The sequence below is a fragment of the Glutamicibacter sp. AOP5-A2-18 genome (assembly GCF_052446055.1).
Lineage (GTDB): Bacteria > Actinomycetota > Actinomycetes > Actinomycetales > Micrococcaceae > Glutamicibacter.
The window spans coordinates 1,349,060-1,375,288 of record NZ_JBQSVW010000001.1 but is presented as its reverse complement, the minus strand read 5'-3'; the positions used below and the strand labels follow the sequence as shown (position 1 = coordinate 1,375,288).

Genomic DNA, 26,229 nt, shown 5'->3' with positions numbered 1-26,229 from the left:
TCTTTGTGCTGAAGCTATTCATTCCCTAACCACGGCACGGTATAGATCTAGATACCAAGAATCGTCAGGTAACTCATTCGGTACCGAAAAGACTCGACCTGGCGGTCTGCCAACCCGAAACGCTCGTCTATGACCGACATTGGAAGCATCCCTCATTCCATAGAACTTCTTGCTCCGAACAATTTAATTCCACACGGGCCACACCAAGAACCACAGATCACAATTCCTGTATCCTCAAAAAGGTTGTCAACTTCACACTAACTGTTTTTAGTCTCAAAATTTCCTGCGCCGGCCAACCCCGCGCGGAATGCTGAAAGGTACCAATGACCTATACCGCAGCGGGAAACCGTTACGACTCCATGCCCTACCGCCGCGTTGGACGTAGCGGTCTGAAGCTTCCCGTTATTTCGTTGGGACTGTGGCATAACTTTGGCGATGACAAACGCTTTGACGAGCAGGGCGCAATCCTGCGCCGTGCCTTTGATCTAGGTGTCACACACTTTGATCTGGCCAATAACTACGGTCCACCGGATGGTACCGCTGAAACGAACTTCGGACGCCACCTGGCCCAAGACTTCAAGCCTTACCGCGACGAATTGGTCATCTCCTCCAAGGCCGGTCACCGCATGTGGCCTGGCCCCTACGGCGATGGCGGCTCCCGCAAGTATTTGCTGTCCAGCCTTGACCAGTCCCTAGAACGCATGGGCCTGGACTACGTAGATATTTTCTACAGCCACCGCCCAGATCCTGAGACACCTATAGAAGAAACCATGGGCGCACTGGATCAAGCGGTCCGTTCAGGCAAGGCACTGTACGCAGGCATCTCCTCGTACTCCCCTGCTCAGACCCTTGAGGCAGCACGAATCCTCAAGGAACTTGGCACTCCACTACTCATTCATCAGCCAAGCTACTCAATGTTTAACCGCTGGACCGAAGCAGAGAGCCCTAACGTCTTCCAAGCCTTGGAGCAGGTAGGTGCTGGGTCTATTGCCTTCTCGCCATTGGCCCAGGGTTTGCTGACCAACCGGTACCTGAATGGAATCCCGGAAAACTCGCGCGCCACCAAGGGACGATTCCTCTCCGAGTCGGCAATCACCGACGAGATCCTGGACCGTATCCGTGGGCTCAACGATATTGCTGCCAAGCGCGGGCAGTCGTTGGCTCAGATGGCTATCGCGTGGTTGCTGCGCGACCAGCCACTTGGCACGCCAGTGACCTCGGCCTTGGTTGGTGCATCGAGCGTGAAGCAGTTGGAAGACTCGTTGGCTGCGGTCAATAATCTTGAGTTCTCCACCGAAGAATTGGAAATAATCGACAAATTTGCGGCTGTTGCTGGTGGCAACGTCCGTGCCTAACCCGCGCACTTGAAGAACTTACAAACCCCTTGCGGACAACAGTCCGCGAGGGGTTTGTTTGTGCCACTACTCCTCACGGATGATCTTTACCGTTTTGACTCTTTAGTGGACAGTTGCGCATGCGCAACAAACTAGAATTGGTTCCAAGCACTTCATCCGTACTGCGACCTAGCTAGGACTACACCCGCATGCAACGCTTGGCCACCTTGTCATTGAAGAACCGAGCGCTCATTGCGCTAATTACGGTCTTCGCCGCCATCTTTGGTGTGATCTCCATGGGATCACTAAAACAGGAACTAATCCCCTCCATGGAGTTCCCGCAGATCTCCGTCATGGCTACCCAAACAGGTTCAAGTCCTGATGTCATCGATGAGCAGGTTGCCGCTCCGCTTGAAACGGCGTTGCAGGCTGTTGAGGGTCTTGAATCTTCCAGCGCTACCTCGCAGGCCGGATTCACCCGTATTGCGTTAACCTTTGCGTACGGCACCGATATGGATCGTGCCCGTTCTCAAGTAGACCGCGCGATCTCTAACGCCAAGTCCCAATTACCTGATGACGTTGAGCCAACAGCGCTGGCCGGCTCCATCGCAGATCTTCCGGTACTGATGCTTGCTGTCTCCTCGGATGAGTCCTTGGAATCGCTTAATGACGACGTTAAGCGAATTGCACTTCCCAAGCTACAGAAGATTGACGGAGTCCGTGAAGCCTCAGTTTCTGGTGGTGCGACCCAGCACATTGCGGTGAAACCGAAAAACGCTGAGATGTCCCGTGCCGGGCTGACCGTCTCCGATTTGAAGGACGGCATCGAGAACGCCGGCTCACCAATTCCGGTGGGCAATATGAACGTGGACGGTCTCCAGTTGCCCGTTATTGCCGGCTCAACCCCGGATAATTTGGATGCTATCAAGAACATCCCGATCGTTACGGATAATGGACCAGCCCTGCTCAAGGACGTTGCAGATGTTTCGGTCAAGGCCGATGAAGCAACCAGCATCACCCGCACCAACGGTGCAGAAACTCTTTCCATCTCGGTGACCAAAACCCCAGATGGCGATACCGTTGCCATCTCCCACGCGGTTGCTGACATGGTTGAGGACCTTCAGTCCGAGCTGGGCCACAAGGCCACTATGACCACGATCTTTGATCAGGCACCATTTATTGAAGACTCGATCAGCCACTTGGCTATCGAAGGTGCGCTGGGCCTTGGTTTTGCGGTCATCATTATCTTGATCTTCCTGTTCTCAGTGCGTTCCACCTTGGTCACCGCAATCTCGATTCCACTGTCGCTGATGATGACCTTCATTGGAATGAACGTCTTTGGCTACACCCTGAACATGCTCACCTTGGGCGCACTGACCATCTCCATTGGCCGTGTGGTTGATGACTCGATTGTGGTCATTGAAAACATCAAACGACACCTTGCCTTTGGTGAATCCAAGGCGCAGTCCATCTTGCTAGCGGTCAAGGAAGTTGCCGGTGCTATCACGGCTGCAACGCTGACCACGGTGGCAGTCTTCCTACCTATCGCAATGGTAGGCGGTATGGCTGGTGAACTGTTCAGCCCGTTCGCGCTAACCATGACCATCGCACTGCTCGCTTCACTTCTGGTCTCTTTGACTATCGTTCCGGTTTTGGCCTACTGGTTCTTACCGCACCGTCCAGGGACCACCAAGGCGCGCACGGTTCACGTTGCTGAAGATAAGTCGTGGATGCAGCGGGCTTATCAGCCAGTGCTGAAATCTACCCAGAAGCACCCGGTCATCACCTTGTTGGCCTCAGCGCTGATCTTGGCTGGCACCGTAGCCATGACCCCGTTGCTGAACACCAACCTGCTGGGTTCTACCGGCGAAAACTCCATCACGGTCAAGGCCACTATGCCTTCGGGTACCGCGTTGAATACAACCACTAATGAAGCCAAGAAGATTGAGTCTAAGCTTGGCGACATTGATGGTGTAGAAGACGTTCAGATGACCGTCGGTACCGCCAGCGGCATGGCGGCCATGTTTGCTTCCGGTTCAGACACCGCAAGCTTTACCGTCATTACCGATAAGGACGCAGATCAGGAAAAGCTGACCGATACGATCCACGAGCAAGTTGATTCCCTTGATCTGTCCAAGGACATGACCGTCACCTACGGTTCCAATTCTTCGGCTATGACCTCAAGTGACGTCACCGTGGAGATCAAAGCTCCTAATGAAGACAGCTTGCGGGAAGCCACAGCGACTATGCGTGAGGCGCTTGAGGACACCGCGCATGTCTCCGGTATTACCGACAACCTCTCGGCTGAACGTGAGCAGGTATCCATCGACATCGATGCAGATAAGGCCGCAGCAGCGGGTCTGACCGAATCCCAGCTGGCCGGAATGGTCGCTGGCCAGGTCTCCCCTGTTCCAGCCGGCAAGCTTCGCCTTGATTACACCGACCTGACGGTACAGATTGGTGAGGGGCTCAAGCTCGATAGCGTACAGAAGCTCCGCGACCTGCAGATCCCTACTGCAACTGGTCCGAAGAAGCTGCAGGATCTGGCCAAGGTTGATCGCACCAAGGTAGTCCAGCAGGTCACCACCTCTAACGGTGAGCGCATCGCTACGGTGACGCTGACCCCGGATGAAAACATGCTGGGTAAGGTTTCCAAGGAAGTCACGACCAAGCTTGATTCGGTCGATCTTCCAGAAGGTGCCAGCGCAGAAATTGGTGGCGCTGCCACCGAGCAGGCAGACTCGTTCAACCAGCTCTACCTCGCATTGCTGGCTGCTGTAGCCATCGTTTACGTCATCATGGTGGCCACCTTTAAGTCATTGATTCAGCCACTGGTGCTTCTGGTATCCATTCCATTTGCTGCCACCGGCGCCATCGGTCTGCTGCTGATCTCGGGCATCCCGCTGGGTCTGCCGTCGCTGATTGGTATGTTGATGCTCGTGGGCATTGTGGTCACCAACGCGATTGTGCTGATCGACTTGATCAACCAATATCGTCAGCCTTCCGCTGAGCGTGCGGCCATGAGTCTGGAAGATGCCATCACCCATGGTGCGCGTCAACGTTTGCGTCCGATTCTGATGACCGCATTGGCCACCATTTTTGCGCTGATTCCAATGGGTCTTGGATTGACTGGACAGTCAGGCTTCATCTCTCAGCCTCTGGCTGTTGTGGTGATCGGTGGCCTGGTGACCTCTACCTTGCTGACCTTGATCCTGGTGCCGGTGCTTTACCGCTTGGTGGAGTCCCGCAAGGAAAAGCGTGAGGCACGTCGGGCCAACCGCAAGCACTCCTCACAACAACAGACCGATTCCGCTGATCTTGCTCTGGCGATGAATTCGGCCACAGCAAAGGTCACTGCCCCGGCCAGTGAGTCGACGGCTCAAGGCGAGAAGCCTGAAAAGTCAGAAACCGACCTAACTGACAAAGCCGAAGGTAAGACTTCTAAGGCTCCTGTCTCGAAGGACCCAGTGGTTCATCCCATGACCGGCCAGATCCCGAGCACACGTCGCGAACGACGGACGATTGAAGAGATGATCAATAAGTCCCCTAAGGCTTCTGAAGAATAATCTCTGCTTCGACTAGGCGGCGGACAAGACACCAAACTAACGGTGTCTGGTCCGCCGTTTTTCATCTTCAGAGTCTCAGCCAATTGCTCAGCGTGGACATCATGACCGCGTGAAGTACTTCACCACAAATTTAAGTTGCGCACAATCTAATTACGTGCAATGATTAATGCATGGCGATAGTTGATGAAATGGTTTGTTTCTCCCTGTACTCGGCAACCCGAGCTACCACCAGGGCCTACACTGAGCTGCTAGCTCCGTGGAAACTGACCTACACCCAGTACCTGGTCCTAGTGATCCTCTGGAATGAAGGATCGCAGCCGGTACGAGAAATCGGTGAGATGCTCCAGCTGGATTCCGGAACGCTCTCCCCGCTGTTACGCCGACTGGAAAGCAAAGAATTCATCAAGCGTCAACGCAGCGAGACAGACACTCGCGTAGTCAACGTTCTACTCACCGAGCAGGGCAACAATCTACGCAACGAACTAGCGCATATCCCAGAACAAATCGCTTGCGGCACGGGCCTACCCGACATCGCCAGCGCCAAAGCTTTGGTGAACTCATTGCATCGGCTTACCGAATCAATGCAAGAGATCCCAACTATGGACAGCAAATAATTTACTGCCCACCAGCACGTATTCCCCCTAAGAAAGGCAGAACCATGGAAACCTTGTACACCGCAGAAGCATTGTCCACCGGCCAGGGCCGCGAAGGTCGCGCACAGACCCCGGATGGCCGTCTTGATCTGGTTTTGACTGCCCCTAAAGAATTGGGCGGAACCGGAATTGGCACCAACCCAGAGCAGCTCTTTGCTGCCGGCTACTCGGCCTGCTTCCACTCCGCATTAAACACTGTGGCTCGTGCACGCAAGATCAAGGTTGAGGACTCCAGCGTTGGTGGCCGAGTTAACCTGCACCGCGACGGTGATGCCTACAAGCTGTCGGTAGAGCTGGAAGTTATCATCCCCGGAATGGATCACGACGCAGCTCAGGAACTCGCTGATGCAGCTCACGCCGTGTGCCCATACTCGAACGCCACCCGTGGCAACATCGACGTGACCGTCACCGTTTCTGATGACTAATCAACTCAGCAAGCCAAGGCACACAGCACGCCTTGTGCTCGGCGCATTCCTGACCTACGCGGGCGTTAGCCACCTGAGCTTTGGACGCCAAGAATTCCAGGCGCAAGTTCCACAGAGCCTTCCGTTGGATCCTGACTTAGTGGTTATATTGTCCGGCGTGGCAGAAGTGGGTCTAGGTCTATCGCTACTGACCCTGCTCAAGAAGCGTGTTCACGTCGGTTGGATAGTGGCACTGTTTTTTGTCGCAGTATTCCCCGGCAATATCGCACAGCTACTGGATCACCGCGATGCCTTCGGTTTAGATACCGATGGCAAGCGATTGGCTCGGCTGTTCTTCCAGCCGGTGCTGGTTGCACTGGCACTCTGGGGAACCGGAGCTTGGCGTGACCGCGATCAGTTGCGTTCAAAGAGCTGAAAACCTCATAAGTACAACTAAACGGTGAGTGCCATGCGGCACTCACCGTTTAGTTTTATCTAATGCTCACTGCCCCAAAGGCAAGCAGCACAGCGTCGAGGTTAGAGTCCGCTAAGCAGCTCTTTCATCTCTTGAATTTCACGATTTTGATCTTCAATGATGTTTTTTGAAAGCTTGATCGCTTCAGCATCTGACCCTTGATCCACTTCAGTCTTGGCCATGTCGACCGCGCCTTCGTGATGCGTAATCATCTGCTGCAGAAAGAGCCTTGCAGCGCTAGTTCCTTCGGCCTTTTTCAGGGCCGCAATGTCTTCATCTGAAATCATGCCGTCACCGTGGTTCATTTGACCGTGATCCATGCCTTGAGGCATTTTCCAATCGGCTAGCCAACTGTTCATGAGTTCAATTTCCGGCCCCTGAGCCGACTTGATCTTTTCGGCCAGCTCCCGAACCTCTTGTGGAATATCTTCCTTGCTCAGCAGGTCCTCGGACATGTCCAGAGCTTGTTGATGGTGGGCCTTCATTCCGCTGGCGAAACTCATATCCGCCGAATTGGCGGCACCCGATTCCGTGGCTGGCGCCGAGGAAGCGTGATGTCCGCTGTCGTGAACCGAGGAACTTGGTTCGGCCACCTGCCCGGATTCGGCTGCGCAAGCGGTGAATGCAAACAGGGTGCTTAGCGCCAGGGCGCTGAAATATAGATTTTTGTCCTTCAAGAAAAACTCCTACGTTGGGTGAAAGATGTCGTGTGCCGGCATAGCCTTGGCACAAAAGAGCGAAACGGCAGGTCAAGATAGCGCCTGCCAATATTTCACGTTCGACAAATCCCCAACGCGGTCAAATCCGGCCTCGTCGCCCATACTCGTGAGGTGGCATTTACTGGTCGATAGATACTCTCCACCACAGCGGAAATACCTAGAACCTTCGGAGGGCGCACAAGTAGCAAAAGCGCCAGCAAGGCGAGAACGCAGCCTACTGCTGCCATGTCATGGTCCATCGGACAGTCAGCACAACCGTGCGATCCTTCTGGAACGCTCTTGGCATCGGCAGAGGCGCGAGCCCCATGATGGGCAACTATCTGTTCATGGCTCGTTGCTGGAACTGGCTGAGGTTGTGTGGCCGGTGCCAGCAGCACATGCATGGAAAGCAGGCCGACAAAAACTGAAGCAACGAGCAACGCCATGCGTACTAAGGTCATCGGAGGAATCCTCCGCTGACCGAGGCGCACAACGCTACTAGATTGATTCATCTTCACTACGATAACCAATCATCACCGGTGTCGCGAAACCCGGCGAGATTGATCACTACTCATGGTCAGCACCCGTCACCGAGTCCCATCCAGCATCGCTGCGTACGACGCCTTGTATAGCTGGTACCGCTTCTTGCGCCATCGGAACTGACAGCGAGCTTTCTAAGCCTTCGGGAATATTTGACGCTTCAACTTGTTATTACATGCATACGCATATAAATTTGAGGCAAGCGCACATCGCAACAGCCCATAGATTCAGGAGTGGAAATGCAGTTCGGAGTATTCTCAGTCAGCGACATCACCCGCGACCCAACCACCGGCCGTATCCCGACCGAAAAGGAGCGCATCGACGCTTCGGTAGCTATCGCTAAAAAGGTAGAAGAAATTGGTATGGATGTGTACGCCATCGGAGAGCACCACAACCGTCCATTCTTCTCTTCCTCGCCGACAACTACCCTGGCTTACATCGCTGCGCAAACTGAGCGAATTATTCTTTCAACCACCACCACGCTGATCACCACCAATGACCCGGTGAAAATCGCAGAAGACTTTGCCATGCTTCAGCACCTTTCCAATGGTCGTGTGGACTTGGTCTTGGGCCGCGGTAACACCGGACCGGTGTACCCATGGTTTGGCAAAAACATGCAGGACTCAGTGAACCTGACCGTTGAGAACTACAACCTACTGCGCCGACTGTGGGATGAGGATGTGGTGAGCTGGGAAGGAAAGTTCCGTACTCCCCTGCAGAACTTCACCTCCACCCCGCGTCCGCTTGATGATGTTGCACCGTTCGTCTGGCACGGCTCAATCCGTACCCCACAGGTAGCTGAAATCGCTGCCTACTATGGTGACGGTTTCTTCGCCAACAACATCTTCTGGCCAAAGGAGCACTACCAGCAGCTGATCAACCTGTACCGTGAGCGTTACGAGCACTACGGTCACGGCAAAGCACATCAGGCAGTGGTTGGTCTTGGCGGCCAGTTCTACATGGCCAAGGACTCGCAGCAGGCGGTGAAAGAATTCCGTCCATACTTCGATAATGCGCCGGTTTATGGCCATGGTCCGTCGTTGGAAGATTTCACCGCACAAACTCCGCTCACCGTTGGTTCCCCACAGCAGGTCATCGAAAAGACCCTGACCTTCCAGGAATACTTTGGCGACTACCAGCGCCAGCTCTACTTGGTGGACCATGCAGGTCTCCCACTGAAGACCGTGCTGAATCAGTTGGACATGTTTGGTGAGTACGTCTTGCCAGAACTGCGCAAAGAAATGGAGTCACGTGCTCCAAACGACCTGACTCCAGCTCCAACCCATGAACGCTTGGTTGTAGCTCGCCGGGCTAAAATGGAAGCTGACTTAGCAAATACCAAGGAGCCAGTAGCAAGTGACCGAGACCAGTAAACCGGTAGCCTCGCTCAAGAGCACCACCGATGCTTGGGAGTCACTCTTCCGAGCACAGGTGGCGGTCATGCGTCACATCAATTCGATGCCCGAGTTCGGCAAGCTCTCCATGCGCGAATACGACGTATTGTTCAATTTGCGCAACTGCCCCGAAGGTAAAAGCCGCATGGTTGATCTGAACAAACATCTGCTCATTACCCAACCAAGTTTGAGTCGAATGATCACTCGCTTAGAAGAGCGAGGCTTGGTAGTCCGTGAAGCAGATCCAGATGACCAACGGGCCTCACGGCTCTCGCTGACCGATCAAGGTCTCAAAGTTCAGCAGGAAATCGGCCGTGAGCATGTTAAACATCTTCATGAGCTTTTGGGTTCAGCACTGAGCGAAGAAGAATTTCACGAATTAGAACGGTTGAGCACCAAGTTGCACCGCGCTATTGACTAGTTCATCATCACAGACCCGGTAGGTCAGGCTCGCGCCCCGCCTACCGGGTTTTCTGGCACCATTGAACTAGGCAACAAAATAGTCGGACCTAGACCAGCACCGAAGGAAGATCATTGTTAGAAGATGAGCAGCTACTTTCGTTAGACGTAGCAGCTAGCCAGCTTGGCGTTCCTACCAAGGATCTAAGAACTTACCTTCAAAAGCAGCGCCCCAAGGGCGGTGTCCAAATCCCAAATAAGCCCGGAGGCAACTGGCACCTGCAACCCGCGTTGCTCACCCAGCTCGGATTCGCTGGCGCCCCTGGGCTGAATGCACCGCTGGTACCTATCAGCGACGAAACCTTAGAATCGCTGGACTGGTCCGAATGGATCCCCTTTGCTCAGGCAGCCAACGAAGCACCTGCGCTTCCTGGCGTTTACATGTTTCGCCAGCAAGGCAGCGACTCAAATCCACCGCTGTATATCGGAGCTGCCGGCGAACGAAACGGCAAGGGTGTGCGCGGTCGGTTAAAAATCTATTCTTCCGGCAAGGGCGCAACCTCCGGCCTAGGCAAACATGCCATGGATCGGGCACTGGCAGATCCCGCCTGGGTGAAAGAACTACTCCAACAGGCCGAAGCTGGAACCGCAGACAAAGTTGAGTCTGTGGCAAGGCGCGCCATTGACCGCCTAGACGGTGAAGTCAGATGGGTGACGTGTGTTCACCGCAAGGCCGCCATAGTTTTGGAATCTGCACTACTAAAGAAGCACGCCGCCACGGTGTGGAATGTTGTTGGTGTTCCTAAGGACGCTGATTCCTAAGCTTCGACGCGTTCCGTGCGTGATTTGCTTGCATCTACTCTCTGACCGGTTCACTGTAGGAGTACCAATACTCAAAGCGTTTCTCCGATGATGAATTGAGGTCTAGTGATGGGGCTAGTTACTTGCGATGTTACGGTTTCCTCTGATGGTTTCTGCGCCGGACCGAATCAATGCTTAGAAACTCCGCTAGGCGAAGGCGGAGAGAAACTGCATCGGTGGCAACTTGAGCGCACCGAGGAAAATACCGCCGAGATAGCGGCCATTACCGAAGCCTCAGCGTTCATCATGGGCCTGAATATGTTTGGCCCACCAGAACAAGCCCTTGAGTCCGACTGGAGCGGTTGGTGGGGCGATAATCCTCCGTACCACGCACCGGTTTTTGTACTAAGCCACCACCCTCGACCCACACTTCGCCTTGATGGTGGCACAAGTTTTCAGTTTGTCACCCGCGGAATTCACGAGGCGCTCTCCGAAGCCAAGGAAGCTGCCGGCGAAGGGCAGGTAGCCATCGCTGGCGGCGCCAACACGATCGTGCAGTTCTTGAACGAGGGACTCATTGATGAACTGCGCCTACATATCGCTCCGATTCAGCTCGGCAAGGGCGAAGCGATCACCGTAGAAACAATCGAGTCGCATATGGACCGTTACTCACGACGAGAAACTTCGCTAGCCACCCACGTGTACTACCGACGTCGCCGCTAGATTCGTCGGGATTACTTGTAGAAACCCTCACGCAGGTTGATGCCGTACTCCAGCCAAGCTTTCATCGCGGCCATCATCCCGGTCCATCCCATGCAATTGCCAAAGGCCGCTTTGGCGCCATCAGTGGTGGCTTGCCACGAGGTTTCGGTGATATCGACTTTAGTTCGTGTGTCATTATCAACGGAAGTGAAATCGAAGGTCACGGTGTTCATCGCGTTATCTGAGGTGGTGTGCTCAGCGCCCCATTGAATCACGATTTTCTTTGGGGACTGCGCCTCAATGACTTTGACCGGGAAAGCGCCAGGGAAATCATGAAAATCCCAGGTGAGCGTTTCCCCGGTTTCAGCACGGCCCTTAGCCCCACCAGTGGTGAAGTAGCTAGAGAGTTTTTCGGGATCAGCAACGGCTTCGTAAACCTCGGAGATCTCTTTGGAGATAAATCCTGAGACGGTGAAGGACAGTTGCTCTAAATCTTGATCTGATGCCATGTTTCATGTCTACGCGTAGCGGTAGGCTCAGGCAACACTTTGCTACTTTTTTACCGAGAATTCTGAGTCAAACACCGAAGGGCTTGGCATACTGGTAATGACCGGTGGGCAGCTTCCGCTCATCAAAGACCCGGACCATAAAATGATCGCCCCAGGTGCTGTCGCTCGGGTTGATTCCTCGCGCGAGTGCCGGCTCATATCCAAATCGGCGGTAATAGCCCGGAGCACCCAAGAGGACGATTCCACCAAGGGCTTCTGCTTCGGCCTGATCATGGATGCTCTGCATCAAGATCGATCCGACGCCGCGGTGCTGGTATTCCGGGGCTACCGCTAGTGGGCCTAACCCGAGAGTCGGTACGCCAGCGATGTTCCCCCACGTGGCAATCACGTGGCCAATGACAGCGGTGCCATCCAAAGCGACCAACGAGAACCTGGAGTCATACTCGTCGCAGTCGAACAGTTCTTGCAAAAGTGAGACCTCTTCAGGTTCCACCATCGGGTCTATTCCGGCGAAGGCTGCATGCGTAACTGCATACACCGCAGCACGGTCATCAAAGACTTCTGGACGGATATGCATGATCGCAAACTTATCAAAACTCACCGAGCAAGAAAAATTCTCCTCTCAGATTGATCAACCCGTTCGGGGCGTCAGGTCCGATCAATATGCTCGCCGACCACCTCATTCAAAAGCGTTTGTGCATGCCAGCTCATAACTACCGGTATCGCTTCCACCGCTGGCTGAACACATCGTAATAATTGAACTCGCAGCCGCAGGCACAAGATGACGTATCCACCTGTCTCTGACCGGGACATTCACCTTTTGACACCAATGAAGACTGGCTTCGATAAACCGCAGGCAAGTAGAACATTCGTCTTCAACCAATTGCAGAAACCTTGAATCGGAGGGCGATTAGTGATGAAATGAGCAGCACATCACTCGAGATCCGAATGGACACACGCATGAAATCGCCACGCATGCTTAGACTTTCTCTGGCCACGACGCTAAGTGTTGCGTTAATGGCAACATTGATGCCGTTAGCTCCAGCCTCTGCCACTCCGAGCATTGCTGCGCCGAGCGAAATCAGCACCCAAGCACTCTCGGTAGACTCGGCGGTACACATAGCTGCACGCAAGATCCAGCGTGATCCGAGCCGGACCGACGTATTTGTGAACAAGAGCTACCCGTTGAGCCCCAAAAAATACGCACCTAAGACAGTTGCAGTACCAGGCACTAACGTTCGCCTGAAATCTTCGGCATCATCTGCTTACACCACGATGGTCAAGGCAGCAGCCAAAGACGGAGTCAAGATTCGTGCGGTCAGCGGCTACCGTTCCTACGCCCGTCAGGCGGAGCTCTACAACTACTACACACGAATCTACGGTCAGAGCTACGCATCTAAGATTTCGGCCGTCCCCGGAACCAGCGAGCATCAAACGGGCCTGGCCATCGATGTTGGAAACAACAACAGCGCTTGCGGCCTGCAAGCCTGCTTTGCCGATACTCCTGTTGGCCGTTGGGTTGCAAAGAATGCACATAAGTACGGCTTCATCCTTCGTTATCCGAAGGGCCAAGAATCGATCACGGGATACTCGTACGAGCCATGGCACTTCCGCTACTTGGGAACGTCACTGGCCAAGAGCTACAAGAACTCAGGCGCGAAAACTCTTGAGGCCTACTACGGTGTTGCCGGAAGCAAGTCCACCACTCCTCCTTCCAAGAGCGCCAAAGGAACGGCAAAAACAAGCGCAAATTTGAATATGCGTAGCGGCGCTGGCACCGGCAACCGAATTTTGCTGACCATTCCTAACGGCAAAACCGTCAAGCTCACCGGTTCCAAGAATTCGGGTTGGTACCAGGTTCAGTACAGTTCAAAGACCGGTTGGGTTTCTGGCAAGTACCTAAAGAACATCTCCATGCCATCGAATACGTCCAAGGACACTCCAAAAAAGGATGACTCCAAGACCATCAAGGCAAAGTCGGCTAAGACGACTGAAAACCTGAACATGCGATCCGGTAACGGAACCAACCACCGAATCATCTTGACAATCCCCAAGGGTAAAAAGGTGAGCGTCACCGGTTCCAAAAAATCGGGGTGGTACCCAGTGAAGTACGCCGGTAAAAACGGTTGGGCCTCTGGCAAGTACTTGCGTTAAATCATCACAATAAAATGCCGCAGCCCTTGGACATAGTCAGCTAGCTGCTAATCAATCGGCTGCCAGAGCTCGGCGAGCACCGGATGCAAGTGCCTGGTTTTTAGAGCTTCTGTAGCTTGGTGCGCGGCCGCGCTTAACGCTTCCTGGACGTCGTTACCGTTCAGAGTTGCAGCGAGGAACCCTGCCATGAACGCATCGCCTGCACCGTTGGTGTCAACTATTGTTGCCGGTGCGGCTGCAACCTGGTGCCGGGTGCCGTCAGCTTCCAAGGCGATCGCACCTTTGGCACCCAAGGTGCACACCGCCAGCTGCGGGCCACGTTCAAGACAGGACTTCATGAGCGTCCAGGGATCATCAGTTCCGTCGTCATTCATGAAGACTGTGCTGGCCCGGCTCAGAAATGGTTCGTGGAAGGTCGAGGACCCGTCATAGTCATGTAGATCCATCCACAGTGGCGGGTGCTCAACAGGTAACAAATCCAAGAGGTGCTGGCCCACGACGCTGAGGTCGATGACCGCAACACGTGCGCCCATTACTGCCTCACAAAGGGCTGCTACCGACGCGGCTGTTGGTGCAGAGACCGTAGAGACATAGACGGAAACTCGGCTTCCACCAGCCATGAGGTTAACGTGCCGTTCGGTGTCCTTGCTTGGGATGACCTGAACGTGGACTCCGGCGGTTTCGAGCAGGCTTTTTACCCGAGTGCCATCTGTGTCCTCATCCAAACTGGTCCATAGCTCAACATCCGCTGCCAGCCCGGCCAGATGCAGTGCTTTACCCGCGCTTGTTCCGCCTACCGTGTGCCAGGCTGACTGTGCGAACTGCGTGTGAGGTACCGGTTCTGGTAGGTGATCCATCTTGATCAGATGATTCCATGTGGCCGGACCGGCAATGACAATGCGGGATGAGGCCATCAATGGTTCTCCTGAGATATCTGAAACGTCTGCGGGGCGGAGCCCAAGGTTCGGTGAAGCACATATCAAATGCGGGGTCAGGTCCTTCCCCGCAGACAGCGTTCACAACACGCCCAACCTATAACACGCTGTAGCCAGGCGCCAGAGTCCTGGAGCTGAAGGGCGAAAGCTCTGTCAGGTTTCATTGGCCCGCTGCCCTTCACGCCCCGGCTGCGGTGCGACGAGCCAGCACTCCGGCTGCCGAGGCCTATTAAAGCAGTAGACGCTTGAACACAATATTCAAGCGTCTACTGCTTTGTGCGTTGCTTTTAGCCGTTCAGCATGCGGTAGTTTAGTGCCCCACCGGTTGCAGAATCACCAAAGGTCTCCACATGGATATGGTTCATGTGTCGGGTGTTGTCAGTCCAGTTGTTTGTGAACTGAGTGCCGTACTTACCTGAAGTAGAGTATGGCTCCCATCCCTTGCTCTCACCCAACCAGATCTTGTCCTGCCAAATCAGGTAGCTGATGCCCAGCTGCTGACGGTTATCCAGAAGGAACTGAGCGATGCGGTCACCGGCCTGAACGCCTGAGGCGCTCTGGTAATTGCGGATCATCACGTCTACTGCTCGTCCTGAGCTATGGCCTACAGAGCCTGAACGCAGAGTGCCCAGTGAGGTGAAATCGCCGGCGAATAGTCTGCTGACAGTGTTCATGACCAGTCGGGTATCGCTGCGCACCCCGCTGGTTGACGAGCCAGTTGCCGAAGTGCTCAGGTAGCTAGAGGCGACATAGCCAACACCAACACTGCCGGAAACCTTTGACCAGCCGGCCTCGGCACTGAGTACCTGAACCTTGGAACTAGCCGGAACAACTCCCTTGATCTGGTAGTTAGTTCCCGGACCGGAACGAAGGTTCACGCTGGAAGTGGCGTAGGCAGTCTTGGTAGGAGTCTGCTCTGGTTTAGGCGCTGGTTGTGGCTTCTGCGGCGTAGCGGCATTGCCGAGGTACGACTTGCTGACCCAGCCTGTTCCCTTGGAAGTTGAAACCTGAGCCCAGTTGCCCGAGGAGCGATAGACCTTGACCTTTTCGCCCTTGGGGATCACACCCCGTGAACGGTAGCTGAGTCCAGCACCGGTACGCAGATTCAGGTTAGCTGTGGTGTAACGAGAAGTGCTCGTTGTTTCCGGGGTGGACTTCTCTGGGGTCGAGGAACCGCCCGAGGACTTGAGGTAGCTGGCCTTGGACCAGCCGGTGCCCTTGGAAGAAGAAACCTTGGCCCAGCCACCTGAAGTTTTCAGGACGGTGACACGCTCACCCTTAGGGATCACACCCAGCGAGCGATAGTTGGTTCCACCGCCACTGCGAAGGTTCAGATTGGCAATGGTGTAGCGCACGGCGTCACCGTTGTTTTGCGACGCGGAGACGGTGGCTAGGTAGGAGTTGGAAGACCAACCGGTCTTGCCAGCGTATCGAACCTTGCTCCATGATCCGCTGGTGCCCAAAATGGTGAGTTTGGTTCCCTTGGGAATGACCGCCAAGGTGGCCGAAGATGTGCTGCCCTTGGCACGCAAGCGCAGATTCGCCGTGGTGCGCTTGGTGACTGTGGACTTTGCAGCTGCGACGTTGAGCTTAGTCGAAGGCAATGATTTGGGAACTTCAGGGGTGGCTGCGGTTGCAACCGCTGCCTGTGCACCTGTTCCGATGGTCATGGTTACGGCCAGCGCTAAGGCGGCACTACGTCCAGGAATCCTCATAGGGTCCTTCTGTTTGTGGCTCAGTGCAGTCGCTTGCCACCTGATGTGCGTGGTCTAGCGCTACCCGAACTAATGATGCGAGTTGACTTTAGTTTTGGCCTCAGCCACGAGACTGCGCCGGTGCCGCGCCCTATTATGGACTGCGCCCAGTGTAACTTTGCCACATCGCGGCGCTCTGCGCACCTAAATTCAGCCATCTCAGCGCCAAAACTTACGCCGAGTAACAAGTTTTTCGTCATTTTACTACTTCTGGGTAGTCCAGACCACTAAACCAGTCCCCCAGTAGCAGGGTTCACAAAATTAGTGTTTTGCCCAGAACAAAGCGAACCTCCAAGCAACCGAGTTGCTTGGAGGTTCGCGTTTTGAGTTTTGGTTATCTACCCACGGTCATTTGTGGCCGTTGGGATCTACCGTTCGTCCATCGAGACCGGCTCCCGGTCTACGGTGAAGGAGGTGCGAGCAGAAACTGCCGAGGCACCCATACCTTGACTGCCGGAGAGCCAGACATCGTCGCCTGCTTCTACCGAGGAAATCTTGACTGCATCGTCGGTGCGGGTCAAATCTCGACGCAGGGTTTCAGGAACCAAGAAGGTCGAAGCTACGGTGATGGCCGAAAGCACTGCCATATACAGTCCCAAGACCAACCAGCTGCCATCGGTGATGGCAATCAGGTAGGCACCGAGCACACCGGCCAAACCACCGGCGAGCACTGCAGAGATTTCGCGGGCCATAGCCACACCCAAGTAACGGTGACGACTGCCAAAGAGTTCAGGAAGCATGGCGCACTGTGGGCCAAGCATCGTGGCAACACCAATGCCGATGCCCACTGCGATCACGGCAATGGCCAAGGCGTGGCTGCCCAGGGTCAAGGCCCACCATGCTGGCAGTGAGTACACCAGCATGAAGACCGCGCCGGCACGATAAATGATTCGACGTCCGAAACGATCAGAGAGTGCTCCGGCAAACGGTACCGAGAAGACACCGATCAGCGAACCAATAGTCACACCCCAGGTAAGCAAGCCCTTGTCGGCTTCTGGACCCACAACGGTGACAAAGAAGCTCAGTGCCAGGCCCTGGAACATGTAGGAGCCACCGTTTTCCGCCATGCGCAGACCGATACCTACCAGCACGCCGGGGAAACCGTTGCGGAAGAGTTCACGCAGTGGGTGCTCTGAAACCTGCTCGCGCTTTTCCATCTCAACAAAGGTTGGGGTTTCTTCCAGCTTTGAACGGATAAGCACGGCCAGGATGATCAGCAAGAATGATGCTAGGAAAGGTACACGCCAGCCCCAGGTCATCAATGCTTCTTCGGGAAGCATGGTCAGCAGCGAGAACACCACTGCGGCCAGCAGAGTTCCGGCCTGAATGCCGATAAATGGCAAGGCCGAGAAGAAACCGCGTCGCGCAGTTGGCGAGTACTCTGCCATCAGCACGGTAGCGCCAGCTTGTTCGGCGCCTGCGCCGAAGCCCTGCAAGAGGCGCAGGAGCACCAGCAGAATTGGGGACCAGATGCCGGCCATCTGATAGGTCGGCAATACACCGATCAGGGTTGATGCGCCGCCCATCAGCATGATGGTGATGATCAGGACAATCTTTCGCCCCAGCCGGTCACCGAGCATTCCGAAGAACAGGCCGCCAAAAGGCCGAGCAATAAATCCAACACCAAAGGTGGCGAATGCTGCCACCGTGGCCATGGCCGGATCGCCTTGCGGGAAGAAGAGCACATTGAAAATCAGCGCCGTGGCCAAGCCGTACAGAGCGAAGTCGAAATACTCCAGTGCACTACCAATACTCGAGGCCAAGGTGGCCCGTTGCAGGTTTTTAGCGTAGTTCGCATCAAGTGCTGAACCGCCGGAGCCGGTGGCTCCCGTTGGCGTTGAATTCATGGTGGTCTCCTTTGACGAGTGAAGCACATCACTTCTACCTGAATTGAAGATACCAGCATAGCGAACGCTGTACAACATATTGGACACATTATTTTTGGTTGATATTTCTTGGAAAACAAAAGCGCCACCTCGCACGCCCTTCACAAGGGGAAACGAGGTGACGCTCTAAAACACTATTTAGTTTTCGCTAGAGACAATTAGTCTCGTGCGGCGCGGGCTCTCCAAGGATTTTCAAGACGCGCAGCTACTTCGCGTAGTGCAGTACCTACTGCAGCTACGCGTAACGGGTCAGCCTGATCCATCGGAATAGCAGTTCCCAGAGCCAGCGGCGGATCTCCTGGCGACCAAGCAGCCAATGGTACGGCTACGCCGGTAACACCACTGGTTGAGTGCCCTTCATCCACCGCAAAGCCGCGCTCACGCGCCAGCGTCAATCGTTGACGAAGTTCCTTCGGCGTCACTTCCAGACCATCAATCCCACTGCGCAATGGTAGATTCTGATCGATATGTTCGGTCAGCTGATCTTCGGTGAGCGACATCAGCAGCGCATTACCCGCCGCACTAAAGACGGCTGGTAACCGCGAACCCAGAGGAGCACCAAAGCGGTAAGGCATACGCCCCTCATGACGAGCTAGATACAGCGCGTCCGCGCCATCAAGCATGGCAATCTGCACCAGCTCACCACGCAGGGTGGGTGAGGATGAGATGAGCCCGAAGAATTCGCGCACCTGATTGAACTGCAGCGAGTACGCTCCACCAAGTTCGGCATTGCGTCGACCCAGTCCAAATCCGTCACTGGTGCGCCGTATCATTTCGCCGTCTTCCAATGCTTGGCAAAGGTTGGCGCAGGAGGATTTGGCAATGCCCAAGGTTCGTGCGAGCTCACTAAGTGAGAGCGCACGACCATCGGCTTCAGCAAGCAGACCTAGAATTCCCAAGGCTCGGGTCACCGCCGGCGCAGGGTCTCTATTAACCCGTTCGCCGGTGCCTTCAGTAACCTCAATTTCGCTTGTCATTAGTAGAATTCTACGGTGTCGACCTTGTTGCGCAAGTCCTGACCATCCAGGAAGCACGTTGCATTATGAGCGAAGAGACGAGCGATTCGCGTAGTCTCTTGGCTGCTCAGCGCAGCTGTATGCGGACTGATCAAAACATTCGGGTGATCCCACAAAACGCTGTTCGGATCCAACGGTTCCTGAGCCACCACATCTAGGGCAGCAAATCCGATTCTACCCGCCTGCAATGCAGGGATGAGCGCAGATTCATCAACCACAGTTCCACGTCCCACGTTCACAAAGATGGTTCCTTCGCGGACCGCTTCAAAGACGTCAGCGCCCAGCAGTCCTTCGGTACTCTTGGTGCCTGGAAGCGTGGCGACAATGGCATCTACCTGACCAGCCACTTCGGCTAGCTTGGAAGGATCAATCAGTCGATCCACACCGGCAACCGGATGGCCGCTACGCGAGGTTCCCCAAACGGTAGATCCGCAGGCCTTATAGCGTTCCGCTACTGCGGTACCAATGCCGCCGAGGCCAACAACAAGAATGGTCATCTCATCTAGATGGCGCATACCCCAGCGTTCCGAGGGCCAGAACTTATTGGCTTGGTCAGCTTCAAGCTTGCGCAGATTCTTTGCACCGGCCAGAACACCAAAGAGGGCAAATTCCGCCAGAGTTGAACCGTGGACTCCGGCACTGGTGGAGAAGGCGACGCGCTCCAGTTCTTCCGTGGTCAGCCCTGCGGCTTTAACTTGCGCGCCACCACCGGCAGCAGTGGTGTGCACCCAGCGAAGTTCGGAGTTTTCGCCCACGGTCTTCTTCAGAAGTCCTGGGTTTACGTCCGGAATTCCAAAGAGTGCCTGTGATGAAGTGATGATCTCTTGATAGCGTTCAGCTTGTTCGGCCGTGCGCGTGAACTGCGGATCACCCTCCCAGTCACCTTGCCAGCGCTGCGGCCGGTAAAGCCCCGGTTCATAAATGAATTCCAAGCGGGGTTCGAGTTCTTGCATGAGTTCAATATCTGCCGCGGGTACATCTACGGCGATTCCCACGCGCAGGCGTTGTGTTGTAGGCGTCATTGCTCTGTTTTCCTTCCGTCTGGTGACAGCATAGCGTCTTGGACAGTATATTGAACAGAGTTCTCTATATTGACCACCCTTTTTTACGTCGTTCCACTTCACAACAAAGGAGTTGCTGATGAATTCACCAGTACAAAAGAACACACCTCTTGTAGGCGTGATCGGTCTTGGAGCCATGGGACGCCCTATGGCCAGACTGCTAGCCGAGGGCCACGGAGTAGTTACCGTGACTTCCAGCCGACCGGAAGACCAGGTGCTCACCGACCTACGATCAGAGTTGAAAGACGGCACAAACCCAGAAAACATTCGGTGGGCATCCAATGCGGCGCAACTTGCGTCCGAATGCGATGAAGTTCTACTTATGCTTCCGGACCTTCCACAGATCAGCGAAACTCTAGAAGGTGCCCAAGGACTCTTGGCCGGGCTGGAACAGCGATCCGAAACAGCCCCACCACTACTGCTTCTTATTGGCTCCACGTGCTCGGCCCCCGGGGTACGCAAACTAGCTGAAGACCTCACCGCACGTTTCGGCGAGCGCATTAACGTCGTCGACGCACCGGTCTCAGGTGGCGAGGATGGTGCCAAAGCAGGCACGCTTTCCATCCTGCTTGGCGGATCACCAGCTCTTTGTGAACGAGCATCTGAGGCATTGGCACCTTGTGGCACGTCGGTGCGTCTAGGCGAACTCGGGTCCGGTCAGGTTGCTAAGGCGTGTAATCAATTGGTTGTCAGCGCCACCATCTTTGCCTTGGGTGAAGCGTCGGTGTTGGCCGAGCGTTCCGGGCTAGATCTGGAAGCCATGTGGGACCTATTGGGTCACGGGTACGCATCTTCGCGCCTACTTGATAGCCGTAAAGATCGACTGGTCTCAGGCGATGATTCACCTTCTGGCGCTATCAAGTACATGCGTAAAGATCTTCACGGAGCTAACGAGATCGCCGAAGCCACCGACACCAATGTGATGCTGCTTCCCCAGCTACGTGCGGCCATTGAGGAAGTCATTGATGCGGGCCTTGGCGACCGAGACATCTCCGTCACCAAGCGTTTTATCGCTGACCGCTAAGCCACTGGCTGCTTAGCTCACCAGAGATTTGATGGTGGCGACCACCGCGCTGGCTACCTGGCTGATCTCGTTTTCCTTGGTGCTGCGGGTGAAGGATAAACGTACAGCGGTATGTGCGAGTTCCTCCTCGTACCCCATGGCCGTGAGCACAGCTGAGGGTTCGGTGCTTCCGGCCGAGCAGGCCGAACCTGATGAGCACAGCACTCCTTTGCGCTCTAACTCGATGAGTACTGTTTCGCCCGCGGTGCGTGGGAAGACGAAGGAAACGATGCCGCCGATTCGTTGTTCAGGATCCCCGGTGAGTTCTACTAGGCCTGGCGCGATTGCGTTCACCTCTTTGGTGATGCGCTCAATGAGGTACTTCGAGTAGCTATCACCGGCTGACGCCTCGCGTTGCTCGGCGCCGAGTTGCAGGGCTCGTGCGATTCCTACTGCAGCTGCTGGGTTCTCAGTGCCTGAGCGTACACCGCCTTGTTGTCCCCCACCGTGCAGTAAAGGGACCAGGCGATGACGGTTGCTGAAGTACAGGACTCCGCTTCCTTTTAATGCGCCAATCTTGTGCCCAGAAATGCTCAGTGCATCAACGTGGGAGGCGAGCTGCGAAAGGTCCAGCCATCCCGCGGCCTGTACCGCATCGGTATGCATCAAGGCACCGGCTGCGTGTGCAAGTGAAGCTAGTTCCTTGATGGGTTGGATGGTTCCAACTTCATTGTTCACCGCCATCACCGATAGCACTGCGACGTGCTCATCAATGAGGTCATTGGCTGCGTCCATGTCCACTATTCCGTTACGCCCTACCGGGATCATGCGGTGGGTGAAGCCATGGAACTGCACCAGATAGGCGCAGGCCTCTAGTACAGCCGGGTGCTCAATGGAACTGGTCACGACAACTTTTCCACGCGGATTGGCCAAGGCTGCGCCGATCACTGCAGTGTTATCGGCTTCGGTGCCACCAGAGGTGAAGTAAATTTCGCTTTCGTCTACCCCGAGGTGATCGGCAACTTGAGCGCGTGCCCAGTCGCTGGCGCGCTTAGCTTGGTGGCCCAATTCGTGTAGGGACGCCGGGTTGCCGTAGTTGCTAGTAAGTAGCGGGGTGACGAGGTCAAGAACCTCTTGTCTCGGCGGTGCGGTGGAGGCGGCGTCCATGTAGATCATGCAATAACCATATCCAAACCGAGGTCAATGGCTCGCACCGAGTGGGTAATGGCTCCGCTGGAGATGATGTCCACGCCCGTTTCAGCGATAGGTCCGACAGTTTGAGCGCTAACCGTGCCGCTGGCTTCGATGATGGCCTGCCCATCAATGAGCTTTATAGCTGCGGGGATGTCTGCAAGATCAAAGTTATCCAGCATGATCACATCTACCCCGGCTGCCAGAACTGCGGGGATCTGCTCGATTCGATCCACCTCAACTTCCATGGCGGTGGTGTGTCCCAACCGGGCGCGAACCGCTACCAGCGCTTTAGTGAGCTCTTCACCCTCACCAAGTAATGCCAGATGGTTATCTTTGGCCATGAATGCGTCGGAGAGATTATCTCTGTGATTCACTCCCCCACCACAACGCACTGCATACCGTTCAAGTACCCGTAGGCCCGGTGTGGTTTTTCGGGTATCGGCAATGCGGGCTTTGGTGTGCGCAACGAGGTCTACCAGCTGCGCTGTAGCTGTGGCGATGGCGCTCATACGCTGCAATAGGTTCAGTGCTACCCGCTCTGCGGTCAATACCGAGGCTGCTGGTCCGTGGACTTTGAGTAGTTGCTCTCCAACCTCAAATTTCTCTCCGTCTTGGATCAGCGCAGTAACCTCAATCTGAGCATTGACCATTGTCATGGCTCGGGTAAAGACTTCGGCTCCGGCAAGTACTCCAGGTTCACGCGCGCTGACTACTGCGGTAGCCACTGCGCCCACAGGAACGATGGAATCTGCGGTGAGATCTCCCCGTGGATTGTCTTCGGCAAAAGCGATGTCCAAGATGCGGTCGATAGCTTGGGCCGGTACCGGTCGGATGGGCTGGTTCACGCGTGGACTTCCTTGCTTTCAGACTGATTGATTGCTGGCTTCGCGGTATCTAGAACCCAGGCGAAACGCTGCTTACTGTTATCGCTGCCAGCTGGCGCATCAAGTCGGTGATGCGCTCCGAGACTTTGTTTACGGGCCAGCGCGGCGTAAGCAATGATTCGTGCGCTGGTGAACAGGTTGTTGAGTTCAATTTGGGCACGTTGCTCTTGAGCTACCGGGGCGCTGGAATCCAGTACGGAAATTAGCTGTTCAAGTCCATGCCCGCTGCGGTGTACCCCGAGGTGCTCACTAGCCAATGCTTGTAGCTGAGCTAGGTCCAATGGCGCTTTGGTCCGCACCGGTGGCAACTGGGTAACTTGTAGGTCGCTGAGCTCGCAGGCTCGTGTCGGTGCATCGGTACTCATGACGTAGATGGCTTTGCGGGCAAAGACCATCGCTTCCAGTAACGAGTTGCTGGCCAAACGATTGCCCCCGTGCACAGTGGTATTGGCACATTCCCCGGCTGCATAGAGCCCTGGCACACTGGTACGTCCATGGGTGTCGGTGTGGATTCCACCCATGACATAGTGCTGGGCTGCCACCACAGGTACTGGGGCCACTGCAAGATCCAGTCCGCACGCTTTCAGCCGCGCGCTAATGGAAGGGAAACGGCTGGCGAGGAACCCTTCACCTCTCTGGCTTTCTATTTCGCGGGCGTCGATAAAGACTTGATGGCCTGCTTGGTATTGGGTGTGGATCGCTCGGGCCACCACGTCGCGTGGTGCAAGCTCTGCCAGCTCATCAATCTCCAGCATGAAGCGCTGGCCGAGTTCATTGACCAAGACGGCACCTTCGCCACGTACCGCTTCGCTGATCATGCCGGCATTCGGGTGAAGTGCTGGGTCAACCAAGGTGGGGTGGAATTGAATAAATTCCAGATCACTAATCACCGCTCCAGCACGGGCAGCTAACGCAATTCCGTCAGCGGTTGCACCTTGCGGGTTGGTGCTCGCTTGGTACAGGGAGCCGATACCACCGGTAGCGATGAGCACCGAATCAGCATTGAAAGACTGTTGCTGATTTCCCTGTAGATAGTTCACCGTGCGCTGTCCATCATCACGGGAAACGATTTCGGTGACCAGAGCATGTTCTAGAAGATCTATTTTCCCTTCATAGGCAGCGGCGCGAACGGCCTGTGTCAGCGCAGCGACTAATCCTGCGCCCGTAGCGTCTCCGCCTGCATGCAGAATCCGGTTAGCACTGTGCGCGGCTTCCAGCCCAAGTTCATAGTTGCCTGCCGTATCGGTATCAAAGTGGACCTGATACTTTTCCAGCGTGCTGACCAGCTCGGCAGCTGCACCGCATAGTTCCTGAACCGCATTTTGACCGCCGTACCAGGCACCAGCGCGCAAGGTGTCAGCTACGTGGCTAGCCACGCTATCTCCTACTGCCTCACCTTGAGCTGTCACCGCCGAAAGTCCACCTTGAGCGCAGGCACTGTTTCCGGCACCTAGTTGCTCTTTGGTCACCATGACTACTGGCAGTTCTAACCGAGCGGCCTCCAATGCTGCGCAGAGTCCAGCCACACCGGAGCCGATAATCACCAGCTTCCGGTCTTCCTTTAATGCCTTGTTCATCGCTTTGCTGCCAGCATGCGCTCTAGGGCAATTTTTGCGTCACCCTGCTGTTCTTTTGGCACAGTGATCTGGTTGACTACGCGTCCTTCTACCAGTTCCTCTAGTACCCAAGCGAGATAGCCGGGGTGGATCCGGTACATGGTGGAGCAGGGGCAGATCACTGGGTCAAGGCAGAAGATCGTGTGCTGTGGGTACTGGGCAGCCAGACGATTGACCATGTTGATCTCGGTACCAATGGCGAAGGTAGTTGGTTCCGTAGCAGCAGCGATAGCTTTTTGGATGAAGTCGGTGGAGCCAGCAGAGTCTGCTGCGTCGACAACTTCCATTGGGCATTCGGGGTGCACTATGACCTGTACACCGGGGAAGTCTTCACGCGCCTTGGCAATTTGGGCCGGGGTGAAGCGCTTGTGCACGGAGCAAAAACCGTGCCACAAAATGACCTTGGCGTCGAGTAAAGTCTGGGACTCATTGCCGCCCAGTTCTTTACGCGGTGTCCACATTGGCATCTGCTCTAGTGGCACGCCCATAGCCTTGGCGGTATTACGACCCAGGTGCTGATCAGGGAAGAACAGTACCCGGCGTCCGCGTTCAAAAGCCCATTCCAGGACGGTCGCTGCGTTGGATGAAGTGCAGACCAATCCCCCGTTGCGACCCACAAAAGCCTTGAGTTCAGCGGAGCAGTTCATGTAGGTCACCGGGATAACCGGCATCCGTCCGTCATCTTCTTCATCTGCGTACAGCGCCGTGAGTTCCTCCCAGCACTGCTGCACACTGGGCCCATCGGCCATGTCAGCCATCGAGCAGCCCGCGGCAAGATTCGGAAGGATCACCGATTGGTCATCACGGGAAAGAATGTCGGCGGTTTCGGCCATGAAGTGCACACCGCAAAAGACGATGGCTTCAGCCTTGTCTCGGCTTAATGCGGCATTAGCCAGTTGGAAGGAATCCCCCACAAAGTCCGCGTATTTCACCACTTCATCACGCTGATAAAAGTGTCCGAGGATCACTGCTTTGTCCCCGAGAGTTTTTTTGGCAGCCAGAATCCGTGCATCTAGGTCAGCGTCGTTGGCCTTCAAATACTCTTCCGGAATGGAGCCCTGCACCGGGTACCCGGAAGGAATCTTGTCCTCTTGGGAAGCTCCGGGACCATAACCGGCTGGGGTGTCCCACGGGTTTGCGGCCAGGTCGGTGGAGCAGGTGGATTCTGGAGCCAAGAGGTTTAGCCGGGTGATGTTCTGTGCGACAGATCCAAAGTTGTCAGTTAGTTCGGTGCTCATGGGGTTGTCCATT

Annotated in this window: 24 protein-coding genes; 11 read left to right on the top strand and 13 right to left on the bottom strand. The window is 55.3% G+C overall.

Translation table 11 applies throughout. The features are described 5' to 3' along the window. The first annotated feature begins 323 nt into the window (after window positions 1-323). The 5 genes from mgrA (at window position 324) to ACT3RW_RS06525 (ending at window position 6,393) form a co-directional block, all read left to right on the top strand. Entirely contained in the window at window positions 324-1,355 is a 1,032-nt protein-coding gene (gene mgrA, locus ACT3RW_RS06545) for an L-glyceraldehyde 3-phosphate reductase (protein ID WP_444613212.1), read from the top strand. 188 nt (window positions 1,356-1,543) lie between these two features. Beyond that, the gene (locus tag ACT3RW_RS06540) at window positions 1,544-4,900 is read left to right on the top strand and encodes an efflux RND transporter permease subunit (RefSeq protein WP_444613211.1); all 3,357 of its coding nucleotides are present in this window, start codon (window positions 1,544-1,546) and stop codon (window positions 4,898-4,900) included. 170 nt (window positions 4,901-5,070) lie between these two features. Continuing rightward, a complete protein-coding gene (locus ACT3RW_RS06535) occupies window positions 5,071-5,514 on the top strand; it encodes a MarR family winged helix-turn-helix transcriptional regulator (RefSeq protein ID WP_242632426.1) in 444 nt (147 codons plus the stop codon). 44 nt (window positions 5,515-5,558) lie between these two features. Continuing rightward, a complete protein-coding gene (locus ACT3RW_RS06530; protein WP_131087953.1) occupies window positions 5,559-5,978 on the top strand; it encodes an organic hydroperoxide resistance protein in 420 nt (139 codons plus the stop codon). Then, the gene (locus tag ACT3RW_RS06525) at window positions 5,971-6,393 is read left to right on the top strand and encodes a DoxX family protein (protein ID WP_444613210.1); all 423 of its coding nucleotides are present in this window, start codon (window positions 5,971-5,973) and stop codon (window positions 6,391-6,393) included. The genes ACT3RW_RS06530 and ACT3RW_RS06525 overlap by 8 nt, the downstream gene beginning before the upstream one ends. A 101-nt stretch (window positions 6,394-6,494) precedes the next feature. Here the strand turns inward: ACT3RW_RS06525 and ACT3RW_RS06520 are convergent, their stop codons facing one another. Together ACT3RW_RS06520 and ACT3RW_RS06515 are read right to left on the bottom strand one after the other, a co-directional pair. Continuing rightward, window positions 6,495-7,109: a DUF305 domain-containing protein gene (locus tag ACT3RW_RS06520; RefSeq protein ID WP_131087951.1), complete on the bottom strand. Its 615-nt coding sequence runs from the start codon at window positions 7,107-7,109 to the stop codon at window positions 6,495-6,497. A 95-nt stretch (window positions 7,110-7,204) separates the two neighbouring features. Beyond that, window positions 7,205-7,591, bottom strand: a complete 387-nt coding sequence (locus tag ACT3RW_RS06515; protein ID WP_444613209.1) for a DUF6153 family protein — start codon at window positions 7,589-7,591, stop codon at window positions 7,205-7,207. Window positions 7,592-7,909: 318 nt separating this feature from the next. Here ACT3RW_RS06515 and ACT3RW_RS06510 point away from each other — a divergent pair, with 318 nt between their 5' ends. The 4 genes from ACT3RW_RS06510 to ACT3RW_RS06495 all read left to right on the top strand — a co-directional run bounded on the left by ACT3RW_RS06510 (window position 7,910) and on the right by ACT3RW_RS06495 (window position 10,987). Continuing rightward, entirely contained in the window at window positions 7,910-9,043 is a 1,134-nt protein-coding gene (locus tag ACT3RW_RS06510; protein ID WP_444613208.1) for an LLM class flavin-dependent oxidoreductase, read from the top strand. Then, a complete protein-coding gene (locus tag ACT3RW_RS06505; protein WP_444613207.1) occupies window positions 9,027-9,485 on the top strand; it encodes a MarR family winged helix-turn-helix transcriptional regulator in 459 nt (152 codons plus the stop codon). Before ACT3RW_RS06510 ends, ACT3RW_RS06505 begins: the two co-directional genes overlap by 17 nt. Before the next feature lie 113 nt (window positions 9,486-9,598). Next, entirely contained in the window at window positions 9,599-10,285 is a 687-nt protein-coding gene (locus ACT3RW_RS06500; RefSeq protein ID WP_444613206.1) for a hypothetical protein, read from the top strand. 108 nt (window positions 10,286-10,393) lie between these two features. Then, entirely contained in the window at window positions 10,394-10,987 is a 594-nt protein-coding gene (locus tag ACT3RW_RS06495) for a dihydrofolate reductase family protein (RefSeq protein WP_444613205.1), read from the top strand. Window positions 10,988-10,998: 11 nt separating this feature from the next. On the opposite strand, the gene ACT3RW_RS06490 is transcribed toward ACT3RW_RS06495, so the two are convergent. After that, window positions 10,999-11,475, bottom strand: a complete 477-nt coding sequence (locus ACT3RW_RS06490) for an SRPBCC domain-containing protein (RefSeq protein ID WP_262197961.1) — start codon at window positions 11,473-11,475, stop codon at window positions 10,999-11,001. A 67-nt stretch (window positions 11,476-11,542) separates the two neighbouring features. Continuing rightward, window positions 11,543-12,076 (bottom strand): GNAT family N-acetyltransferase, encoded by a 534-nt coding sequence (locus ACT3RW_RS06485; protein WP_131087945.1) that lies wholly within the window; start codon window positions 12,074-12,076, stop codon window positions 11,543-11,545. A 359-nt stretch (window positions 12,077-12,435) separates the two neighbouring features. Between ACT3RW_RS06485 and ACT3RW_RS06480 the strand changes: the two genes are divergently transcribed. Then, window positions 12,436-13,629, top strand: coding sequence for a D-alanyl-D-alanine carboxypeptidase family protein (locus ACT3RW_RS06480; RefSeq protein ID WP_444613204.1), 1,194 nt, complete (start codon window positions 12,436-12,438; stop codon window positions 13,627-13,629). A 47-nt stretch (window positions 13,630-13,676) separates the two neighbouring features. On the opposite strand, the gene ACT3RW_RS06475 is transcribed toward ACT3RW_RS06480, so the two are convergent. The 5 genes from ACT3RW_RS06475 to ACT3RW_RS06455 form a co-directional block, all read right to left on the bottom strand. Further along, window positions 13,677-14,543 (bottom strand): carbohydrate kinase family protein, encoded by an 867-nt coding sequence (locus tag ACT3RW_RS06475; RefSeq protein WP_444613203.1) that lies wholly within the window; start codon window positions 14,541-14,543, stop codon window positions 13,677-13,679. A gap of 308 nt (window positions 14,544-14,851) precedes the next feature. Beyond that, window positions 14,852-16,279, bottom strand: coding sequence for an SH3 domain-containing protein (locus ACT3RW_RS06470; RefSeq protein ID WP_444613202.1), 1,428 nt, complete (start codon window positions 16,277-16,279; stop codon window positions 14,852-14,854). A gap of 407 nt (window positions 16,280-16,686) precedes the next feature. Next, on the bottom strand, window positions 16,687-18,165 hold the full coding sequence (locus tag ACT3RW_RS06465) for an MFS transporter (protein ID WP_262197965.1): 1,479 nt from the start codon (window positions 18,163-18,165) through the stop codon (window positions 16,687-16,689). Window positions 18,166-18,362: 197 nt separating this feature from the next. After that, on the bottom strand, window positions 18,363-19,181 hold the full coding sequence (locus ACT3RW_RS06460) for an IclR family transcriptional regulator (protein WP_444613201.1): 819 nt from the start codon (window positions 19,179-19,181) through the stop codon (window positions 18,363-18,365). Further along, a complete protein-coding gene (locus tag ACT3RW_RS06455; RefSeq protein ID WP_444613200.1) occupies window positions 19,181-20,242 on the bottom strand; it encodes a D-2-hydroxyacid dehydrogenase in 1,062 nt (353 codons plus the stop codon). Before ACT3RW_RS06455 ends, ACT3RW_RS06460 begins: the two co-directional genes overlap by 1 nt. Before the next feature lie 118 nt (window positions 20,243-20,360). On the opposite strand from ACT3RW_RS06455, the gene ACT3RW_RS06450 reads away from it, so the two are divergent. After that, entirely contained in the window at window positions 20,361-21,305 is a 945-nt protein-coding gene (locus ACT3RW_RS06450) for an NAD(P)-dependent oxidoreductase (RefSeq protein ID WP_444613199.1), read from the top strand. Between the two features lie 12 nt (window positions 21,306-21,317). On the opposite strand, the gene ACT3RW_RS06445 is transcribed toward ACT3RW_RS06450, so the two are convergent. From ACT3RW_RS06445 to nadA, 4 genes are read right to left on the bottom strand one after another with little or no spacing between them, the layout of a single operon-like run. Continuing rightward, entirely contained in the window at window positions 21,318-22,460 is a 1,143-nt protein-coding gene (locus ACT3RW_RS06445; protein WP_444613198.1) for a cysteine desulfurase family protein, read from the bottom strand. Continuing rightward, on the bottom strand, window positions 22,457-23,323 hold the full coding sequence (nadC, locus tag ACT3RW_RS06440; RefSeq protein ID WP_444613197.1) for a carboxylating nicotinate-nucleotide diphosphorylase: 867 nt from the start codon (window positions 23,321-23,323) through the stop codon (window positions 22,457-22,459). Before nadC ends, ACT3RW_RS06445 begins: the two co-directional genes overlap by 4 nt. Continuing rightward, window positions 23,320-24,939: an L-aspartate oxidase gene (locus tag ACT3RW_RS06435; RefSeq protein ID WP_444613196.1), complete on the bottom strand. Its 1,620-nt coding sequence runs from the start codon at window positions 24,937-24,939 to the stop codon at window positions 23,320-23,322. Before ACT3RW_RS06435 ends, nadC begins: the two co-directional genes overlap by 4 nt. Beyond that, on the bottom strand, window positions 24,936-26,216 hold the full coding sequence (nadA, locus tag ACT3RW_RS06430; protein WP_444613195.1) for a quinolinate synthase NadA: 1,281 nt from the start codon (window positions 26,214-26,216) through the stop codon (window positions 24,936-24,938). Before nadA ends, ACT3RW_RS06435 begins: the two co-directional genes overlap by 4 nt. Window positions 26,217-26,229 lie beyond the last annotated feature (13 nt).

Excerpts from the sequence above, each read along its gene's own strand:
- ACT3RW_RS06515 (WP_444613209.1), bottom strand. The coding sequence starts at position 7,591 with ATGACCTTAGTACGCATGGCGTTGCTCGTTGCTTCAGTTTTTGTCGGC.
- ACT3RW_RS06495 (WP_444613205.1), top strand. The coding sequence starts at position 10,394 with ATGGGGCTAGTTACTTGCGATGTTACGGTTTCCTCTGATGGTTTCTGC.
- ACT3RW_RS06535 (WP_242632426.1), top strand. The coding sequence starts at position 5,071 with ATGGCGATAGTTGATGAAATGGTTTGTTTCTCCCTGTACTCGGCAACC.
- ACT3RW_RS06480 (WP_444613204.1), top strand. The coding sequence starts at position 12,436 with ATGAAATCGCCACGCATGCTTAGACTTTCTCTGGCCACGACGCTAAGT.
- ACT3RW_RS06510 (WP_444613208.1), top strand. The coding sequence starts at position 7,910 with ATGCAGTTCGGAGTATTCTCAGTCAGCGACATCACCCGCGACCCAACC.
- ACT3RW_RS06530 (WP_131087953.1), top strand. The coding sequence starts at position 5,559 with ATGGAAACCTTGTACACCGCAGAAGCATTGTCCACCGGCCAGGGCCGC.
- ACT3RW_RS06460 (WP_444613201.1), bottom strand. The coding sequence starts at position 19,181 with ATGACAAGCGAAATTGAGGTTACTGAAGGCACCGGCGAACGGGTTAAT.
- ACT3RW_RS06455 (WP_444613200.1), bottom strand. The coding sequence starts at position 20,242 with ATGACGCCTACAACACAACGCCTGCGCGTGGGAATCGCCGTAGATGTA.
- ACT3RW_RS06465 (WP_262197965.1), bottom strand. The coding sequence starts at position 18,165 with ATGAATTCAACGCCAACGGGAGCCACCGGCTCCGGCGGTTCAGCACTT.
- ACT3RW_RS06435 (WP_444613196.1), bottom strand. The coding sequence starts at position 24,939 with ATGAACAAGGCATTAAAGGAAGACCGGAAGCTGGTGATTATCGGCTCC.
- nadA (WP_444613195.1), bottom strand. The coding sequence starts at position 26,216 with ATGAGCACCGAACTAACTGACAACTTTGGATCTGTCGCACAGAACATC.
- ACT3RW_RS06445 (WP_444613198.1), bottom strand. The coding sequence starts at position 22,460 with ATGATCTACATGGACGCCGCCTCCACCGCACCGCCGAGACAAGAGGTT.
- mgrA (WP_444613212.1), top strand. The coding sequence starts at position 324 with ATGACCTATACCGCAGCGGGAAACCGTTACGACTCCATGCCCTACCGC.
- ACT3RW_RS06475 (WP_444613203.1), bottom strand. The coding sequence starts at position 14,543 with ATGGCCTCATCCCGCATTGTCATTGCCGGTCCGGCCACATGGAATCAT.
- ACT3RW_RS06525 (WP_444613210.1), top strand. The coding sequence starts at position 5,971 with ATGACTAATCAACTCAGCAAGCCAAGGCACACAGCACGCCTTGTGCTC.
- ACT3RW_RS06450 (WP_444613199.1), top strand. The coding sequence starts at position 20,361 with ATGAATTCACCAGTACAAAAGAACACACCTCTTGTAGGCGTGATCGGT.
- ACT3RW_RS06490 (WP_262197961.1), bottom strand. The coding sequence starts at position 11,475 with ATGGCATCAGATCAAGATTTAGAGCAACTGTCCTTCACCGTCTCAGGA.
- ACT3RW_RS06470 (WP_444613202.1), bottom strand. The coding sequence starts at position 16,279 with ATGAGGATTCCTGGACGTAGTGCCGCCTTAGCGCTGGCCGTAACCATG.
- ACT3RW_RS06540 (WP_444613211.1), top strand. The coding sequence starts at position 1,544 with ATGCAACGCTTGGCCACCTTGTCATTGAAGAACCGAGCGCTCATTGCG.